Annotated in this window: 19 protein-coding genes and 1 other annotated feature (1 of these 20 only partly in view); of the genes, 2 read left to right on the top strand and 17 right to left on the bottom strand. The window is 43.5% G+C overall.

Going from position 1 to position 17,273, the window contains the following annotated elements:
• Positions 1 to 23: a binding site (T-box leader), on the bottom strand; it reaches 148 nt to the left of the window's first position.
• A gap of 51 nt (positions 24 to 74) precedes the next feature.
• From recO to M3204_RS05995, 6 genes are all read right to left on the bottom strand, one after another.
• Positions 75 to 827, bottom strand: a complete 753-nt coding sequence (gene recO / locus M3204_RS06020) for a DNA repair protein RecO (RefSeq protein WP_251479577.1) — start codon at positions 825 to 827, stop codon at positions 75 to 77.
• Positions 828 to 858: 31 nt separating this feature from the next.
• Positions 859 to 1,002, bottom strand: coding sequence for a YqzL family protein (locus M3204_RS06015; RefSeq protein ID WP_251479575.1), 144 nt, complete (start codon positions 1,000 to 1,002; stop codon positions 859 to 861).
• Positions 1,003 to 1,172: 170 nt separating this feature from the next.
• Positions 1,173 to 2,096: a GTPase Era gene (gene era, locus M3204_RS06010; protein WP_251479574.1), complete on the bottom strand. Its 924-nt coding sequence runs from the start codon at positions 2,094 to 2,096 to the stop codon at positions 1,173 to 1,175.
• Between the two features lie 362 nt (positions 2,097 to 2,458).
• The gene (locus M3204_RS06005; protein ID WP_251479929.1) at positions 2,459 to 2,845 is read right to left on the bottom strand and encodes a diacylglycerol kinase family protein; all 387 of its coding nucleotides are present in this window, start codon (positions 2,843 to 2,845) and stop codon (positions 2,459 to 2,461) included.
• Positions 2,829 to 3,299 carry an rRNA maturation RNase YbeY gene (gene ybeY / locus M3204_RS06000; protein ID WP_251479572.1) on the bottom strand — a complete coding sequence of 157 codons (471 nt, stop codon included), beginning with the start codon at positions 3,297 to 3,299 and terminating at the stop codon, positions 2,829 to 2,831. Before ybeY ends, M3204_RS06005 begins: the two co-directional genes overlap by 17 nt.
• Positions 3,296 to 5,479 (bottom strand): HD family phosphohydrolase, encoded by a 2,184-nt coding sequence (locus tag M3204_RS05995; protein WP_251479570.1) that lies wholly within the window; start codon positions 5,477 to 5,479, stop codon positions 3,296 to 3,298. The genes ybeY and M3204_RS05995 overlap by 4 nt, the downstream gene beginning before the upstream one ends.
• Before the next feature lie 316 nt (positions 5,480 to 5,795).
• On the opposite strand from M3204_RS05995, the gene M3204_RS05990 reads away from it, so the two are divergent.
• Complete coding sequence (locus M3204_RS05990) at positions 5,796 to 5,981, top strand: hypothetical protein (RefSeq protein ID WP_251479569.1); 186 nt, start codon at positions 5,796 to 5,798, stop codon at positions 5,979 to 5,981.
• Positions 5,982 to 6,161: 180 nt separating this feature from the next.
• On the opposite strand, the gene M3204_RS05985 is transcribed toward M3204_RS05990, so the two are convergent.
• From M3204_RS05985 to rpsU, 8 genes are all read right to left on the bottom strand, one after another.
• A complete protein-coding gene (locus tag M3204_RS05985; RefSeq protein ID WP_251479567.1) occupies positions 6,162 to 7,121 on the bottom strand; it encodes a PhoH family protein in 960 nt (319 codons plus the stop codon).
• A 2-nt stretch (positions 7,122 to 7,123) separates the two neighbouring features.
• On the bottom strand, positions 7,124 to 8,311 hold the full coding sequence (yqfD, locus tag M3204_RS05980; RefSeq protein ID WP_251479564.1) for a sporulation protein YqfD: 1,188 nt from the start codon (positions 8,309 to 8,311) through the stop codon (positions 7,124 to 7,126).
• Between the two features lie 16 nt (positions 8,312 to 8,327).
• The gene (yqfC, locus tag M3204_RS05975) at positions 8,328 to 8,612 is read right to left on the bottom strand and encodes a sporulation protein YqfC (protein WP_251479562.1); all 285 of its coding nucleotides are present in this window, start codon (positions 8,610 to 8,612) and stop codon (positions 8,328 to 8,330) included.
• 148 nt (positions 8,613 to 8,760) lie between these two features.
• Positions 8,761 to 9,345 (bottom strand): hypothetical protein, encoded by a 585-nt coding sequence (locus M3204_RS05970; protein WP_251479560.1) that lies wholly within the window; start codon positions 9,343 to 9,345, stop codon positions 8,761 to 8,763.
• A 34-nt stretch (positions 9,346 to 9,379) separates the two neighbouring features.
• Complete coding sequence (floA, locus tag M3204_RS05965; RefSeq protein WP_251479559.1) at positions 9,380 to 10,381, bottom strand: flotillin-like protein FloA; 1,002 nt, start codon at positions 10,379 to 10,381, stop codon at positions 9,380 to 9,382.
• A 94-nt stretch (positions 10,382 to 10,475) separates the two neighbouring features.
• Positions 10,476 to 11,759, bottom strand: a complete 1,284-nt coding sequence (locus M3204_RS05960) for an NfeD family protein (protein ID WP_251479926.1) — start codon at positions 11,757 to 11,759, stop codon at positions 10,476 to 10,478.
• A 360-nt stretch (positions 11,760 to 12,119) separates the two neighbouring features.
• A complete protein-coding gene (locus M3204_RS05955; RefSeq protein ID WP_251479558.1) occupies positions 12,120 to 12,566 on the bottom strand; it encodes a GatB/YqeY domain-containing protein in 447 nt (148 codons plus the stop codon).
• Positions 12,567 to 12,583: 17 nt separating this feature from the next.
• Positions 12,584 to 12,757, bottom strand: coding sequence for a 30S ribosomal protein S21 (gene rpsU / locus M3204_RS05950; RefSeq protein ID WP_015595024.1), 174 nt, complete (start codon positions 12,755 to 12,757; stop codon positions 12,584 to 12,586).
• A 211-nt stretch (positions 12,758 to 12,968) separates the two neighbouring features.
• Here rpsU and M3204_RS05945 point away from each other — a divergent pair, with 211 nt between their 5' ends.
• Positions 12,969 to 13,901 carry a Na/Pi symporter gene (locus tag M3204_RS05945; RefSeq protein ID WP_251479557.1) on the top strand — a complete coding sequence of 311 codons (933 nt, stop codon included), beginning with the start codon at positions 12,969 to 12,971 and terminating at the stop codon, positions 13,899 to 13,901.
• Positions 13,902 to 14,139: 238 nt separating this feature from the next.
• On the opposite strand, the gene mtaB is transcribed toward M3204_RS05945, so the two are convergent.
• The 3 genes from mtaB to prmA form a co-directional block, all read right to left on the bottom strand.
• A complete protein-coding gene (mtaB, locus tag M3204_RS05940) occupies positions 14,140 to 15,492 on the bottom strand; it encodes a tRNA (N(6)-L-threonylcarbamoyladenosine(37)-C(2))-methylthiotransferase MtaB (protein ID WP_251479556.1) in 1,353 nt (450 codons plus the stop codon).
• A 5-nt stretch (positions 15,493 to 15,497) separates the two neighbouring features.
• Positions 15,498 to 16,247 carry a 16S rRNA (uracil(1498)-N(3))-methyltransferase gene (locus M3204_RS05935; protein ID WP_251479555.1) on the bottom strand — a complete coding sequence of 250 codons (750 nt, stop codon included), beginning with the start codon at positions 16,245 to 16,247 and terminating at the stop codon, positions 15,498 to 15,500.
• Positions 16,248 to 16,323: 76 nt separating this feature from the next.
• On the bottom strand, positions 16,324 to 17,262 hold the full coding sequence (prmA, locus tag M3204_RS05930; protein ID WP_251479554.1) for a 50S ribosomal protein L11 methyltransferase: 939 nt from the start codon (positions 17,260 to 17,262) through the stop codon (positions 16,324 to 16,326).
• Between the last annotated feature and the right edge of the window lie 11 nt (positions 17,263 to 17,273).

The following is a 17,273-nucleotide window of genomic DNA, read 5'->3' as shown; positions in this document are numbered from 1 at the left end:
CTCTTTTCCTTCACAGCAACATATGTAATTATTTTAATTTGAATAATAGCGAAAAGAAACATCATTGTCAATAGTTACAGGCTGTCCCTGAATGAGTCCATCTGATCGAGGAATCTCCTTGTTTTTAAATAAAGGCCCGAGTATTCATCATAGTAAGCAGCAATGACCTGCTTCAGTTCAGCCTTTGTTTCTGGCTTGACGGAAATATTGCCAAGGCGGTTCAGGTCAAGCAAATAAAATAATCGAAGCAGCCTCACTGTCCCAGAAGATGTTTTAATCCTATAGGGGTCTATTCCAAAGCATCGATGGCAGACGAGACCGCCTTCCTTAATGGAAAAATCGAAGTCCCCTTCTGTACTGCCGCAATTTGTGCATCTGTCCAAAACAGGATACAGCCCCTGGACATTGAGCATCTTCATTTCGTAAATATTGGTGAGAATCTCCAGGTCGTAGCCTTCATTCATATAATTCAGCGTAGTAAGCAGCAATTCGAACAAAAACGGATTTGGTTTTCTGTCCTCGGTAACTTTATCGGTTAAATCAACGATATAGCTGGCATGCGCGGTAAGGAAAATATCCTCTCTTATCGACCGCATTGATGAAATCATTTCACCCTGCTGCAGCCCGCCTAGCCCCGTGCTTGCATGGAACAAGTACTGGCCATATGTAAAAAGCTGGGTGATGGCAGCAAGCCTGCTATTAGGCTTTTTAGCTCCCCTTGCCATCACACCAACTTTTCCAAATTCCCTGGTATATAAAGTAACAATTTTGTTTGTTTCGCCATAATCTGTCGTTCTAATGACGATGCCTTCACATTTCTGAAGCATCTGTTGTCACCATCCATTACTACCGACAATCCTATGAGATTGGAAAATCAATTTCTGCTAGCTGTTCCTCCTGATAACCGGGTATTTCTTGATCGTCTTTCTCTAATTCCTTAAAGAGAAGATATGTGTCAATGTTACCTGTTTGCGAAAACACCTTCCAGGTAAAATCCAACATCGAAAACCCCACCTTTCGTTTTTTCACTAGCAATACATGCATCCCAAATCCTTAACAATATCATAGCCTGTCAATCAGATTTTCATGTTACGAAAAAATTGTAAATCCAGTTCATGCATAATTTTCGCAAAACATTAATATGTTAATGATGGAGCATTTGCCATACAGGCTTAATACTCATCGTCCCGGAAACCAAAATCACGCAATTGCGATGCTTTATTCCTCCAGTCTTTCTGTACCTTCACCCATAATTCAAGAAAAACCTTCGATCCGAGCAGGCTCTCAATATCATGCCGTGCCCTTTTACCAATTTCCTTCAGCATGCCGCCCTGCTTCCCAATAATGATTCCTTTTTGTGAATCCCTTTCGACAATGATTGTTGCCATGACATGCACCATGTCCTTTTCAGGCTGGCGTTCCATTTTTTCAATCATTACGGCTAGAGAATGGGGTATTTCTTCCCGAGTAAGATGCAGCGCTTTTTCCCTGATCAACTCGGAAACAATGAACCTTTCAGGATGATCCGTTACCTGGTCTGCAGGATAAAACTGTGGCCCTTCAGGCATTCTTTCCTTGATTTGTTCCAGCAGCTTTTCAACGTTGTTACCTTCGAGAGCCGAAATAGGAACAATTTCAGCAAAGTTAAACTTCTCATTGTAGGATTCAATCACTTTAAACAGCTGGTCTGGATGTATTAAATCAATTTTATTAATCACTAGGAAAACCGGCGTTTTCACGTTCTGCAGTTTCTCAATGATAAATTCTTCTCCACGCCCATATCCTTCGTTCGCATTGACCATGAACAATACTAGGTCGACTTCTTTTAAAGTATTCTGAGCTACCTTCATCATGAAATCGCCAAGCCTGTGCTTTGGTTTATGAATCCCCGGAGTATCAATGAAAATCAACTGTGAATCCTCCAAAGTAAGGACACCCTGGACCTTATTGCGGGTCGTCTGCGGTTTATCGCTCATGATGGCGATTTTTTGGCCGATTACCCTGTTAAGAAAGGTTGATTTACCGACATTAGGCCTTCCAATGATTGAAATAAAGCCTGATTTGTGAGATTGATTGCCTGGATTTTTAAAATTCATATTGTAATTCCCTTCTCCACTTAATTTTACCTTATTTTTAAAGAGATTTCATCGTTTGTAGCAAAAATGAAATATAAAATTTTTAATTTTCTAAAAACACTTATTAACTACTTTTACACTGTTATGTCATTTTACTTAAGTTTTTTCCTGTTTTCAAATCGGGTGAAAGATTTGCTGGAAAAACGCAGGATTAATCTGTTTTTTTCTGTCGCTAAAACGACTGCGGGGTGAACCTCATGAGGATTATCTCGATTTGGATCTCACCAATTCCGCTGCTCCCGCTGCACATTGATATGGCGGACAAGGCGTCAATGATTTAAAAAACTGCCTTTCAAAAAGAAAAGTTGCCCCTTTTCGGACAACTAATTGACCAATGCTAAAATTCTTGGAATAAAGATGATTAAACCAATTATTACACTGATGATTGCAAATATAAGGACAGCTCCGGCAGCAATATCCTTCGCCTGCTTCGCCAGTGGATGAAATTCTTTCGTGTACATATCCACTGTACGTTCAATTGCAGTGTTCAACATTTCCAGGGCAATCATCCCGCCAATACAAAGCAGGATCGTAATCCATTCATACTTAGAAATCGAAAATACAAGACCTGCAACTAATACTAAGACAGAAATCACGATATGAATCTGCATGTTCCTTTCCCGGGCAGCAGCAGAAGCTATTCCCTGAAAGCCAAATTTGAAGGAAGATGCTACACGATGCTTCCCCCCTCTATCAGCGTCCAAGTCCATAACCATCCAGAATTTCTTTTTGTTTGTCAAACATCGTTTTTTCATCCTGTTCATTCATATGGTCATATCCCAATAGATGCAGGAACCCATGAACTGCAAGGAAGCCAAGTTCCCTCATGAAAGGGTGGTTATAGTCCTCTGCCTGCTCCCTGGCCTTAGGAACCGAAATGATGATATCTCCCAGTATGCGCGGGATTTCCTCACCGACAATTTCAAGCTCTCCTTCACCCAATTCTTCCATCGCAAAGGAAATCACATCTGTTGGCCGGTCTTTATCGCGGTATTCGCGGTTGATTTCCTGGATTCGCTCATTCGTTACGAATGTAACCGAAAGCTCACTTCCCGCCTGGACACATTCCTTTTCTGCCGCATAGTTCAACAGCTTTTCAATTTCTACAATTTCCTGCTCGGACAATTCATTTATTTCATCCAAAAAATCGATTTCTAGATTCATGCCTGCTTCACCTTCTGTTTATTCATTTCGGGATATTCGATCCTTGAGTGGAAAATCCCCTTCAGCGTCTCACAAAGGGTATCAGCCACAGTATCAAGCTCTTTTAAGGTTATATCGCATTCGCTTAATTGTCCATCCTGGAGCCTGTCGGCAATGATATTGTGGACAAGTGTCTCAATCTGTTCGTGAGTCGGATGGGCCATCGACCTTACGGCTGCTTCTACACTGTCGGCTATCCCGATGACAGCTGACTCTTTTGTTTGCGGCTTGGGGCCAGGGTAACGGAAATCCTCTTCCTTTACCTCATGTCCTGCTTGTTTCGCCTTATGGTAAAAGAATTTTAATAATGTTGTTCCGTGATGCTGCTCTGCGATATCAATGATTTCCTTCGGCATACGGTGCTTACGGAGCATTTCTGCTCCATCGGTGGCATGGGCGATAATGATATTTTTGCTCGTCAATGCAGGCAATTTATCATGCGGGTTATCCATATTGATCTGATTTTCGATAAAGAACTGCGGACGCTTCGTCTTCCCGATGTCATGATAATAGCAACCGACCCTGGCAAGCAAACCATTTGCGCCAATCGCTTCACATGCAGCTTCAGACAGGTTGGCGACCATGACGCTGTGATGGTAAGTGCCCGGTGCCTCCGTGAGAATCTTTCTTAAGAGAGGATGGTTAGGGTTTGATAGCTCAATCATCCTCAAGGTTGAGAGAATGCCAAAACCTGCTTCAAAAAATGGCAGCAAACCAATTGTCAGCACTGCTGAAGTTATTCCAGATACGAACGCAGCAATGATATAAAAGCCGTATTCCAATCCGGAGAACTGGCTGTTCCTCAGAAATAGCATTGAAAGAATGGCAATAAGATTGATCGCTGAAACAAATAAACCAGCTTGAAGTACTTTCGAGCGCCTATTTTGCTTTTGTAAAAAAAGAATCGCTGCCAGCCCGCTGATTAATATATAGATTCCTAAAGAAACATTCAGCGTTCCGGTAATGCCTTCATTAAAAATAATCGTCCCGCTAATAGCAAGGATTGCCATCTGGAATAACGCAAGGCGTTCATTGATCAAGATTTTGATGAGCATGGCACCCATTGCTGCCGGGAATATATAACCGATCTCCGAGTATTCAAATTCGTCAAACAGGCTGACCAATTTCATGAGCAGAATCGACGTGATAAAAATAAAGCTGAAAATAAGCAGGTTCTTTTGTTTTTTATCCGCACTTTCCATTTCATTGAAGATGATATAGAGCGCGAACAGGATCAAAGCAACCATCATCGCAAGACCGATAAAAGGCATATAGGAATTTTCGCTCTCCAGAAGCCCGACCAGCTGGAGCTTTTTATAAATTTCCCTGCTGATCAGCTGGCCTTCATCAACGAGGATCTGTCCTTCAAGAATCCTGACCGTCTCAACTCCATCCATAGCCTGCTGGCGTAAAAACTCTGTAGCCTCGGGGTCGTAGAATTCATTCTGGACAATAGCATAACGGCCTATTTCAATAACAGCATCCTTTAAGCTGCCGTTTAAACTCGTATATTTCAATTCTTCTTCTACTCGTTTTTTTGCATTCTCCACTTCATCAGCAGGAATCCTGTTTTTCATGACATTATTAATCGCAGTGACCGTTAAATCCTTGGCAATCAACAGCTCCTCATTAGAAGCTTGCAGCAAAGGGATGAACACTTTGTCAGCCAGGCTCTTTGTTTCACTTTCAGTCAATTTTGTTTTCAGTGTCGCTAACTTTTCCTCAATTGTTGGTTCTGATGGAGTTGCTTTGTTTTCAACTTCGGTGCCTTCAGCATCTTTTTTCTCCTGGTTCACTTTTTCTTCTGCTTCATCATTCACTTCAGAAACCGAGCCAAAGATCGATGTAATTAAATCAACCCTGTTCTGGGTATATTCCAGCTTCACGTTATAGACATCTTTAACTTGCTCAACTGCATCCCTTCGGCTCGCTTCAGTGCTTTCCTTATCCTCAATCGTAATGGGCGAACGGATGGTTTGCTCGGCCACAGAAAACAGCTCCAGATTAAGCTTTTCAGGCTTTACATTGCTGTACATTGCAGCATACATCACGATGCCGATCAGCAAAAATAATAAAACCCGAAAGATCTTTATATTCAACAAGTTCAAAATGGCGGTTAACTGGACCTGCAGCTTTTCCATTTACAGCCCTCCTATTATGGCATTATAGAGCCAGTTGAGAATTACTGGGAAATTACCTAACTTTATGTACCATCATATCAGTTTTTAACTGAACTTTCACCTCCATTTAATAATTGGTACGAACAAGCTGTCCATAACAAACCTGAAGCACTTTTTTCAATGAGAACGGACGGTAAGAAAAGCGCAAGCGCCTTGGTCAGCCCCGATAAGCGCTGGAGGGCCGACCGGTGAAGTCGTTCTTTGACTTCATTGGGCGGACCGAAATCGAAAAGTATAGGCGACTGTCCAACTCCGACAAGCGCTGGAGGGCCTGACAGTGAAGTCGTTCTTTGACTTCATTAGCAGGACCGAAATCGAAATGTATAGCCGACTGCCCAGAAACGCAGAAACTGGAGACTCCACCAAAGAAGCGCTTTTTGCTTCTGCGGGGGGAGTTGAAGTTCCGGAGTTTCTAGGAGGCGATACTAGACAAGCGTCTCGAGGAGTTAGGAGCCGCAGCTAGACAATCGACTCGAGCTGCTCAAAGCTAACGCTTCTCGCAAGATACTCGAGGAAGACCTCAGGGATGAAAACTGGCTAGGCGCTGGAGCTGGACAATTCTCGAAGTAAATTTAATGCTTTCTAATTTAGAAAAATAAGCAAAATCCGCCCTCGGGTTAGCAAGAGCGGACTGCAAGATTGTCTATTCATTTTTACCATAAGCTTCTATGATCCTGCCAACCAATGGATGACGTACTACATCTGCCTGTTCAAGATGCACAAATGAAATCCCTTTAACATCCTTTAAGATATTTTCGGCGGCAACCAGGCCTGACTTTGCTCCCTTTGGCAAATCGACCTGGGAAGTATCCCCGGTAATAACCATTTTCGAACCAAACCCAAGACGTGTCAGGAACATCTTCATTTGAGCCTGAGTAGTATTTTGCGCTTCATCCAGGATGACAAACGCTTCATCCAGCGTCCGTCCCCTCATATACGCGAGCGGGGCAATTTCAATCGTCCCTCTTTCAATCAGGCGCAGTGTGTGTTCCGTCCCTAAAATATCATGCAGTGCATCATAAAGCGGCCGCAAGTAAGGATCAACTTTTTCCTTAAGGTCACCAGGCAGAAAGCCAAGGCTCTCGCCTGCCTCTACTGCTGGTCTTGTTAAGATGATTTTCGATACAGTACCATTTTTAAGGGCAGTTACAGCCATTACAACAGCAAGGTACGTTTTACCCGTTCCCGCTGGTCCAATACCGAAAACAAGATCCCTGCTTTTAATGGCATTTATATAATGTCTTTGGCCAAGAGTCTTAACCCTGATTGATTTCCCCTTGACGTTCTTGCTGATTTCTTCGTCATACAAATCCCTGAAGTATTCGAGAGTTCCCTTCTCAGCCATCTGGATGGCGTAAACGACCTCCCTCTGGCTGATGCTGATTCCCTTTCGGATGACTGCAAGAAGGTTATTGAGGACTGCCTGTGCCATCCCAGCCTTGTCCTCTGCCCCGGAAATTCCGACAGTTTCCCCGCGCGTTACAATCGAGACACCAAGCTCCTGCTCAATCAATTTGAGGTTCAGATCGGCATTGCCGAATAACGAAATAGCTTCATTTGGATTCGCAAGTTGTATTTCCATTGTTTTTAAGTCTTCTGTCATTCTTAGTCTCCTTGGCTAATTGGTTGTCCTACTGCTATATCTTCAATGATGGTAAAATGAGTGGTTAGTTTTACTTTATCATTCTCGATTGATTGATGTAAAATTTTTTCCCCTTTAATGATAGCATTTTCAGGAAGGTGGTTTTTTATATCCTTCCTCGCCAATTCTTTTGCACTTTCAACAGCTTCTTCCCTCGAATAAATACGGGTGACTTCTTCACGTTCTCTCAATGTCTTTTTTTCCACCATCAACGGAAGCTCCCATTTAAAAAATTTAATGGGATGGTCGTTCACTTCTGTTTCGTATTCTTTGAAATCCGGGTCGCCAAATCCCCAGACAGGGAGGGTCCTTCCAGCGATTTTAAGTGAATATTTGCGTTTCTCACTGCCATTGAAAACCTGAAATGTACTCTTCAAAGGCAATTCTACCTTAGTTGAATACCACGTCTCCCCCAGTATTTCCCCAGATGCAGCCACAGTCTTCATATCGTCCTCATTCCCATATAAACCAGAAACAAGGAGCTGACCGGGCAGAACATAATCGTTCACTTTAACGACTGGCTCTCCTTTTTCAACGAATATTTTGACGATGGCCGCTTTCCTTTTTGCTATTAAATGCCTTGGACCAATTACTTCAGCCTTCTTTGGTTCACTCTTTTCTACTACTTGGAAATGATATGTGGTCCCCTTCAATTCCACTCCAATCCAGGTAAGCGCACCTATTTTATCCGTCAGTTCCCTCTGGACACTTTCAACATTGTCAATTGAGAACTGCATTTTCCCAACACTGATCCCCATCTTGTCCAATTCCTTGCGTATATGATGCTCAGTAGCAGGGTTTGCGCCTCTTATCTCTATACCCCAAACCATGTTGGAAAGAAGCATGATTAAGCCTAGAAATAAGCAAGCACCAATAAAGAAACCACTGTTTGTCCATAATTTGCTTAAAAAGAAAGGGCCACCCGCCCTCTCCAGGAACCTGATTTTACAATTACTGTCCCTTGCAGGGATCCTCAGTTTCTTTACATCCTGCAAATTGACATAAAAGGTTACGGCCTCTGATCCATGCTTTCTCACATTCCATATCGAAACGCCATTTTTGGTAAGTTGATTAAGAAATCTTTCTATCCCTTTTCCGGTCAATTTAACCTTCACGGTACCGGAAAAGATGTGAATCCATTGGTTTTTCATTGTTCTCCCCCTCGTATCAGTCGTTTATATATATCACCTGATCGATTTTTCCTTCCAGTAAAATCTCTTCGGGTAAAATCGTCTTTATGACAAAGGCCTTGCCTTTGACGAGCAGCTGTCCATGTTTGATCATCAGCCGCACTTCGCCATCTGAAAAAGCAAGCAGCCCCCGGTGATTTTCAATATATATATGGACTTGCCCAATCATCGTGATTCTAGGGAGATCCATCATGACATCTTGAGGAAGATCCATTTTTTGTGTCATCCATTTTCGTACATACTGGCCCCATTTTTTTGCCATAAAAAAAAGAACCCCCTTTCATCTCATATGTATGAGAAAAAAGAAGGTTCTAGCACCTTTTTTCACTTTATGGATAGGCATTCTTCATACAGCAATTTACAGCCTGACTGCATAATTAGACCATGCTTATTCAGGTCCTGAAGCCTGACTAATATCTCCTGCCCGGATGGTAAGGCTTTTTGGCACGTGGCTTGCCAAGTACTTCTGACCAGATTAATCCTTCAACCAGCCTTTCCCGATCAGGCTGAAAGTCTATTTCAGGTTCCTTTTCGGACCTTTGCTGCCTCATACGTCCTGTATTCTCCGTAGACATTCTGCCTCTTTCAGCAGCCCTTTGATTCTGGTTGCCCGTTTGAGACTGCTGCTTTCTTTCCTGATAGACCTTTTGGAGATCGCCCAGAACTTCGGCATCTCTCTCAGCTTTTACAGGAATAGGCTGAACCGGACGAGGACTGTTCACAGATTCCCTCCGATTATTTTGCCGGGGCTCGGGTTTTGCCCCCCTTCGCTGATCATGTCCAGTCCCAGGCTGAGTATTCCTTCGGTTATCATATCGAGGATCCTGTTTAGCTTCCGCCTGTCTCCTCATATCTGCGAGAGGACGGGACGGACGTACTGGACGCTGCTGTTGCTCCTGGACATTTCCTTTTGCTTTGTTAAAAATGCTGGAAATTACCCCGATCAGGATAAAAAGCGCTATTGGATTACTAAATAACTCAAGTAATTGTTCCATGAGGAGCCCCCCTTCCTTTTAACGGGTTCTCGCATCAGTTATTATTGTTCTCATCTTCTTTTTTTCCACTGGAAAGCTTTCCGATCGATCCTCGCATATCCGTATCGGCAGAGATATTCTGGATATTCATATAATCCATTACACCAATATTGCCTTCACGAAGTGCTTCTGCCATCGCCAGCGGAACCGTAGCTTCTGCTTCGACAACCTTCGCTCTCATTTCCTGTACGCGCGCCTTCATTTCCTGCTCCTGGGCAACAGCCATCGCGCGGCGCTCTTCAGCTTTCGCCTGGGCAATCTTCTTGTCTGCTTCAGCTTGTTCAGTTTGAAGCTCCGCACCGATATTTTTGCCGATATCAACGTCCGCAATATCGATCGATAAGATTTCGAAAGCAGTCCCGGCATCAAGACCTTTTGAAAGGACGGTTTGGGAAATCATATCAGGATTCTCCAACACTTTTTTATGATTATCTGAAGAACCGATAGTCGATACAATACCTTCGCCAACACGGGCTACGATTGTTTCTTCACCCGCACCACCGACTAGCCTGTCGATGTTAGCTCTCACCGTGATTCTCGCTTTCGCTTTTACTTCGATCCCATCCATGGCAACACCAGCAATGAAAGGTGTTTCAATCACCTTAGGATTAACGCTCATTTGCACTGCCTCTAAAACATCACGGCCGGCAAGGTCAATCGCGGCAGCACGCTCGAACGAAAGCTCAATATTGGCACGGTGCGCAGCAATCAAAGCATTTACCACCCTGTCAACGTTACCCCCGGCAAGGTAATGGCTTTCCAGTTGGTTCGTTGTTACATTCAGTCCAGCTTTATGGGCCTTGATCATCGGGTTGATGACCCTGCTTGGAATTACCCTTCTAAGTCTCATACCGATAAGGGTGAAAATACTTACCTTAACACCCGCTGCCAAAGCGGAAATCCAGAGCATTACTGGCACAAATGTCAGTAATACACCGAGAAAAATTATCGCAAGTACAACTGCGATTAAAACAAATGCTGTTCCTGCTTCAATCATTAAACTGCCTCCTCAAATATATTTTCAGGCTTTTTCACTATACATTGGCTCACCGTGAATAATCGATAAACAAAAAGTTGGAAAATAGCCTTGTTTAAACCTCTCTTACCACAATTCTTGATCCTTCAGTTTTAATGATCCTTACCTTTCTGTCCTTAGGGATAAAGCCACCCTCGCTGACTACATCGATGCGTTCGTCCTCGATAAGGATCGTACCCGAAGGACGAAGCGGAGTCAAAGTAATTCCTTCTACTCCAATCAGCTCCAGACGATTCTTATTGGATACATAGCCCTTTTCCGTACTCGTTGAATCAGTCAGTATGATACGTTTAAATAATTTCATCCTTTTTCCAAACACCCTTATCATCAAAATAGATAAAAGGACAGACGCAGTCAAGGCAATCAATAGCGATATGCCCATATGGACCACATTATCCGAAGCAATAAAAAAGCTGGCAATGATCGCTAAGAAGCCTATCGCCCCTGCTATTCCACCCGGAACGAAAAATTCCAATAGAATCAATCCAATTCCAAGGGCGAATAAAATAAGCGTTTCGAATCCGGCAAGACCAGCAACAAGATGGCCATAGAAGAACAATAACAGCGAAGTAAGCCCGGCTAATCCCGGCAAGCCAAATCCCGGAGAATATAACTCAAGCACCAGGCCCAAGCTGCCTATAGTCATCAAGATCGGAATGACAACCGGATGTGTGAGGAACCTAGCCAGTTTTTCAGCGAAGGATTCATCTACATTCCTGATTTCTGCATTCTCATACCCAAGCTTTTCAAGCAAGGCATCCAGGTTTTTCACTGTACCCTCTGAATAACCAACCTCAAGGGCCTGTTCTGCAGTTAGTGTCAGCAATTTCCCTTTACCAGCACCAAGCTCCGGCAGATCTATGCTTTCATCAGCCATCGCCTGTGCATAAACAGGATCACGGCCACTCTCGACCGCAGCGCTTTTCATAGCAGCAAACCAATAGGATTCAGCCTTCTTTCCTGCAGTATTTCCCTGCTGGTCAATGATCGCAGCCGAGCCCATCGTCGAACCTGGTACCATATATATTTCGTCTGTATTCAGAGAAATATATGCTCCTGCTGATAAGGCTTTTTTGTTTACGAAGGCGATTGTTTTCAGTTCAGTACCAGTAAACAATTTTCCGATTCCGTCTGCTGCGTCTACTGCACCGCCGGGTGTATTCACATCAAAAATGATTGCCTCAGCATTCGCCTCTTCAGCCTCTTCCACTGCTCTTTCTAAAAAGGCTAGCAAGCCTTTTTCGACCGTTTCCTCAATCGGCACCACATATACTATTTTTTCTTTTGCATCTGCAGTGTACGGATTGATCAGCCCGGCCAGCGATAAGAGGATGATCATGCTGGCAACCACTGATTTTATATTCAATTCGGCACCCCCATTCTTAAAAATCAGGCCATAGCGGTATTACGTAAAAGGATGCAAAAAGGTTTCATTATTTTCTGATTCGTTTCTATGTAAGGCTTTTTAAAACTGATCAGTTGGTTTCTGCTTCAATCGATATAGTTGCAGGATTAATATTTAGCTTCTAATACCAGCTATGTTACCGTTGAGCAAAAATCAGGCGTCTCTCGTCTTCCACGCCAATCAACAGGGCTGATAAAAATCAACATTGATAATCAACCCAGCCTTTTTAGCGTAAAACTCTCTTTCAGTATATGCTAAAAAGGCCACAAGAATATCCTGCGGCCTTCGAGCTTTTTATGAAAGGTGTTGTTGTACAAGTTTATTAACGAGAGATCCGTCTGCTTTGCCTTTTACTTTAGGCATAATGACAGCCATTACTCTACCCATATCGGCTTTCGATGCCGCGCCTGTCTCTGCGATAGCTTCCTTGACGATTGACGTCACTTCTTCTTCGCTAAGCTGCTGTGGCAAATAAACCTCGACATGTTTTAATTCATTTTGTATCTTTTCAACGAGGTCTTCACGACCTGCCTTTTCAAATTCCTGGAGGGAATCTTTGCGTTGCTTCACTTCACGAGAAAGTACAGTTAACTCTTCTTCTTCGGATAGCTCCTGCTTGCCGAACTTGATCGCTTCGTTCTGCAAGGATGCTTTAATCATCCGAATCGTTGTGAGTCTGTCCTTTTCTTTGTTCTTCATCGCTTGTTTCATATCATTATTTAAACGCTCGAGCAGGCTCAATTTGATTCCACCCTCTCTTAGAACTTGCGTTTTCTAGCAGCTTCAGACTTTTTCTTACGCTTTACACTAGGTTTTTCGTAGAATTCGCGCTTTCTAGCTTCTTGGATAGTACCTGATTTAGATACAGTACGTTTGAAGCGTCGAAGAGCATCTTCAAGCGATTCGTTTTTACGAACGACAGTTTTAGACATTCTCTTTCCCTCCCTCCGAGCACAACACACTAACACCAAAACACATGGAAACCATGTACCTTGCAATTATAATATAACAGCGGCAGGAGGTCAACTGTATTTAGCCCTTGTTTTAAATTATGTATTTTAGCCGATTATCATACTTGATTATGAATTTTTATATGCATGTCCTGCTCCCCTTTTCATACATTTAATTGAAAGGGTGAACGCAATGGTCTATCTATTGTTATTTCTATTATTCCTCGCTATTTTCATAGCCGGAATGACATTGTTGAGAAAAGGGTTGTTTCAGTTATCAGCAAGCAGGATGAAAAATTGGCTGACCATCATGACTGACACACCTATAAAAGGACTGATAGCAGGAACAGTCGTAACAGCGCTTCTGCATAGCAGCTCCGCAGTAATGGTCCTTACAATCGGATTGATTTCGGCAGGCCTGCTGAAATTCTCTCAATCAATAGGGATTATTCTTGGTTCTAATATTGGGACGACCTTCACACTTGAAATCATCACATTCAATATTGACGCATTCATTGTGCCATTGGCTGTTATCGGTGCAGTTTTGATGGTTGCCAGAAACAAGACATGGCAAAATCTTGGCGCCATTTCATTTGGGATAGCCGCCGTTTTTGCCGCGATGCGCGGCTTCACCTTCCTGGCTGATCCTGTCACAAGCCTGCCCGTCGTCGAACAAGCACTTGCCAACTTGAACGGCAGCCATTTGATCAGCATTGCTACCGGCACCATTGTCACAGCCTTGATACAATCAAGCACTGCGATGACAGGGATTATCATGGGCTTCTTGGCCGAAGGTACATTGAGAATGGATTCAGCGGTTGCCGCAATGTTAGGTGCTAATATCGGCACTTGCATCACCGCCTTGCTAGCATCGATCGGCGCCGGCAAAGAAGCGCGCCTGACCGCGTATGCGCATGTATGGCTGAACATTGCCGGTGCTGCAGCCTTTTATCCATTCATCGACCAAATAGCCGAAATTGCTCCCCTGACGGCTGCACGGCCAGAAGTCCAGCTGGCACATATCAGTGTCGTTTACAATATAATCGCTTCATTGCTCGTTCTCCCGATGGCCGAGAAATTCGGAAGGATGATTGAATTCATTCATGGGAAAGAAGAACGTAGTTAGTGGTTGAAAATCTCATTTGGACGATAAAATCGGAAATGTGGTCGATATATCTTTAAATATGGTCGATATATCTAAGTATTTGGTCGATATATCTTAAAAAGTGGTCGATATATTTTAAAAGGTGATTGAAATATTTAATTTTTCGCTGATATATTTTAAAATGCGGATAAAATACTGGCCTGACTTCTGAAAAATTTAAAAAAGAGCTGGCATTTTTGCCAGCTCTTCTAACATTCATTTACATAACAGCTTGTTCAGCAACATTCTCATCTTCCAGTACGGTGACAAATTGCCCTTCGTTGAAAGGATAGCCTGCTTTTGCAAGCTTGACCTTCACGATTTTGCCGATCATTTCTTCGTTAGCTGGGAACACAACCTTCAAGTAGTTATCTGTATATCCTACATAAAGACCGCTTTCCGGAGCATCTTTGTAGATTTCTTCCGGAATCACTTCAAGAACTTCATTCTCGAACTGGGAAGCATATTCCTTTGCTAGCTGGTCTGAAAGCTGGATCAAACGGTGGACACGTTCATTTTTGACATCTTCATCCACTTGGTCTTCCATTCTTGCAGCAGGTGTTCCTGTGCGTTTTGAATATGGGAAAACATGAAGCTCTGAGAATTGGTGCTTTTTGATAAAATTATAAGTTTCCATGAATTCTTCTTCCGTTTCTCCAGGGAAGCCAACGATGATATCTGATGTTACCGCAAGTCCTGGCAGCACTTCCTTCAAGCGGTCAAGACGCTCGCCGAAAAATTCCATCGTGTACTTCCGGCGCATTCTCTTCAATACAGTGTCAGAGCCAGATTGAAGAGGGATGTGCAAGTGGCGGACAATAATATTGGACTGGTCAATGACTTCGATGACCTCATCAGTAATCTGGCTTGCTTCAATGGAAGAAATGCGAAGACGCTTTATACCCTTAACTTGTGCCTCAAGATCTCTGAGAAGAGCAGCAAGGTTGTAATCCTTCATATCTTCGCCATAACCGCCAGTATGGATGCCTGTAAGGACGATTTCCTTATAGCCTGCATCGACAAGCTGCTGTGCCTGGCGGATAACTTCTTGCGGATCGCGCGATCTCATAAGTCCGCGTGCCCAAGGAATGATACAGAAGGTACAGAAGTTGTTGCAGCCTTCCTGGATCTTTAACGAAGCTCTCGTCCTGTCCGTAAAGGCAGGCACATCAAGTTCTTCGTAGACACGGTTCTTCATGATATTGCCTACAGCGTTGATCGGCTGGCGCTCCTGCTTGTACTGTTCAATATAATCAAGCATTTTCACGCGGTCCTGTGTTCCGACAACGATATCAACGCCAGGAATCGCCATGATTTCTGCAGGAGATGTTTGGGCGTAGCAGCCGGTAACAGAGATCACCGCATCCGGATTTTTGCGTACGGCACGGCGGATAACCTGGCGGCTCTTTTTATCACCAGTATTCGTCACTGTGCATGTATTGATTACGTAAACATCTGAAATAGCTTCAAAATCTACTCTCTCGTATCCTTGTTCCTTAAATAATTGCCAAATGGCTTCTGTTTCGTAATGGTTCACCTTACAACCTAATGTATGAAACGCAACTGTAGGCATTATTTTCACCTCAATAATTCAAAATGATAGGAAACAGCTGACAATGCATATAGCGGAGCTGTTTCCGTACGCAGAATGCGCGGCCCAAGACCACAAGCTAAAAATCCATTCTTTTTTAAAAGGTCAACTTCCTGGGAGGTCAGTCCTCCCTCGGGACCAAATACAATCAGGAGGCTGTCGCCTTTCCCCAATTTCGCGAGAGTAGAAGAAAGGACTGAAGCTTCTCCCTCCCTCGCTTCTTCCTCATAAGCAACTAGCTTATAAGTATACTCATCGCTCGCTTTAACCAACTCTTTAAAACTAATTGGCTCTTTCACTTCTGGAACCCAGCTCCGATGGGACTGTTCGGCAGCTTCCTTGGCAATCTTCTGCCACCGTTCAACCTTTTTGGCAGCTTTCTTGCTGTCCCATTTCACAATCGAGCGGGATGCAGTGAAGGGGACAAATTCATAGGCACCTAGTTCAGTACCTTTTTGGATAATCAATTCGAGCTTATCCCCTTTGGGCAGACCGCTCGCAATCACGACATGTACTGGGAGCTCCTTAGTCCCTTCCTCCCATTTTACAACGTTTGCCATAACCATTTCATCGGTAATTTCTGCAATTTGGCAAAACGCGCTTCTCCCCTGAGGCGAAACACAAATAATTTCATCCCCAGCTTTCATCCTCATAACACGTACAATGTGATGATAATCATCGCCGCTAATATTGAACTGATCCGTGCTTCCTTGTTCTTCAATAAAATAACGCTGCACCACAGCACCTGCTTTCAAATTACGCTGTTTTAAAAAGACAGAAAAAAGGGGATAAACTGTTTCCCCTTTTTTCACATTATTTCTTTTTTCCGATGATCGCAACCCAGTCTTCCATCGAAATTATTTCTTCAATGGAAAAACCAGCATTGATCATTGCATCCTTAACGACTTCTTTTTTCTGCTGGATGATGCCTGAGGTTATAAAATAACCGCCATCCTTCACGATTTTGCCAGCATCATCTGCAAAGCGGAGAATCACTTCAGCGAGAATATTCGCGACAACTATGTCAGCACCTTCAGCTACGCCATCCAATAGATTGTTCTGAGATACAGTGGCGACACCATGGACTTTGTTGAGCTTTATGTTGAGCTTTGCTACTTGGACAGCTACATCGTCTAAATCCATTGCTTCGACTTTTGCTGCACCAAGCTTTGCCGCTGCTATGCTAAGAACACCGGATCCCGTACCGACATCAACAACTCGGTCGCCTGGCTGCACTGTTCTTTCAAGCGCCTGGATACACATTACCGTTGTTGGATGGGTGCCAGTTCCAAAAGCCATACCCGGGTCAAGCTCGATGATCAATTCATCTGTGTTGACCGGAGTGTAATCCTCCCAGGTTGGCACAATTGTGAACTTCTCGGAAATTTTCACCGGATTGTAGTACTTTTTCCAGGCAGTAGCCCATTCCTCTTCATTCACTTCGCTGATTGATACTTTATTCAACCCGATATCAATATTGTAGATGATCAGGTTATTGATTGCCTCTTTTATCTCATCAACAGCCTCTCCCAGGAAGCTGTTCACAGGGAGATAGGCTTTGATAATAACGCCTTCTTCTGGGTAATCGTCTGGATTGAGTTGGTATATTTCTCCGAATTGGTCCTCTCTTTCCTTCACAAGCTCGAGCGGATCTTCAATTACTACTCCGCTTGCGCCTGCCTCGTGCAGAATATTCGAAATCGGCTCAACCGCTTCATTTGTAGTCAAAATGCTGATTTCAGACCATTTCATTTATACCAGCT

The organism is Mesobacillus subterraneus (assembly GCF_023715485.1).
Taxonomy (GTDB): Bacteria; Bacillota; Bacilli; order Bacillales; family Cytobacillaceae; genus Mesobacillus; species Mesobacillus subterraneus_B.
Note: the sequence above shows the minus strand (reverse complement) of the source record. Positions and strands in the feature narration are given on the sequence as shown.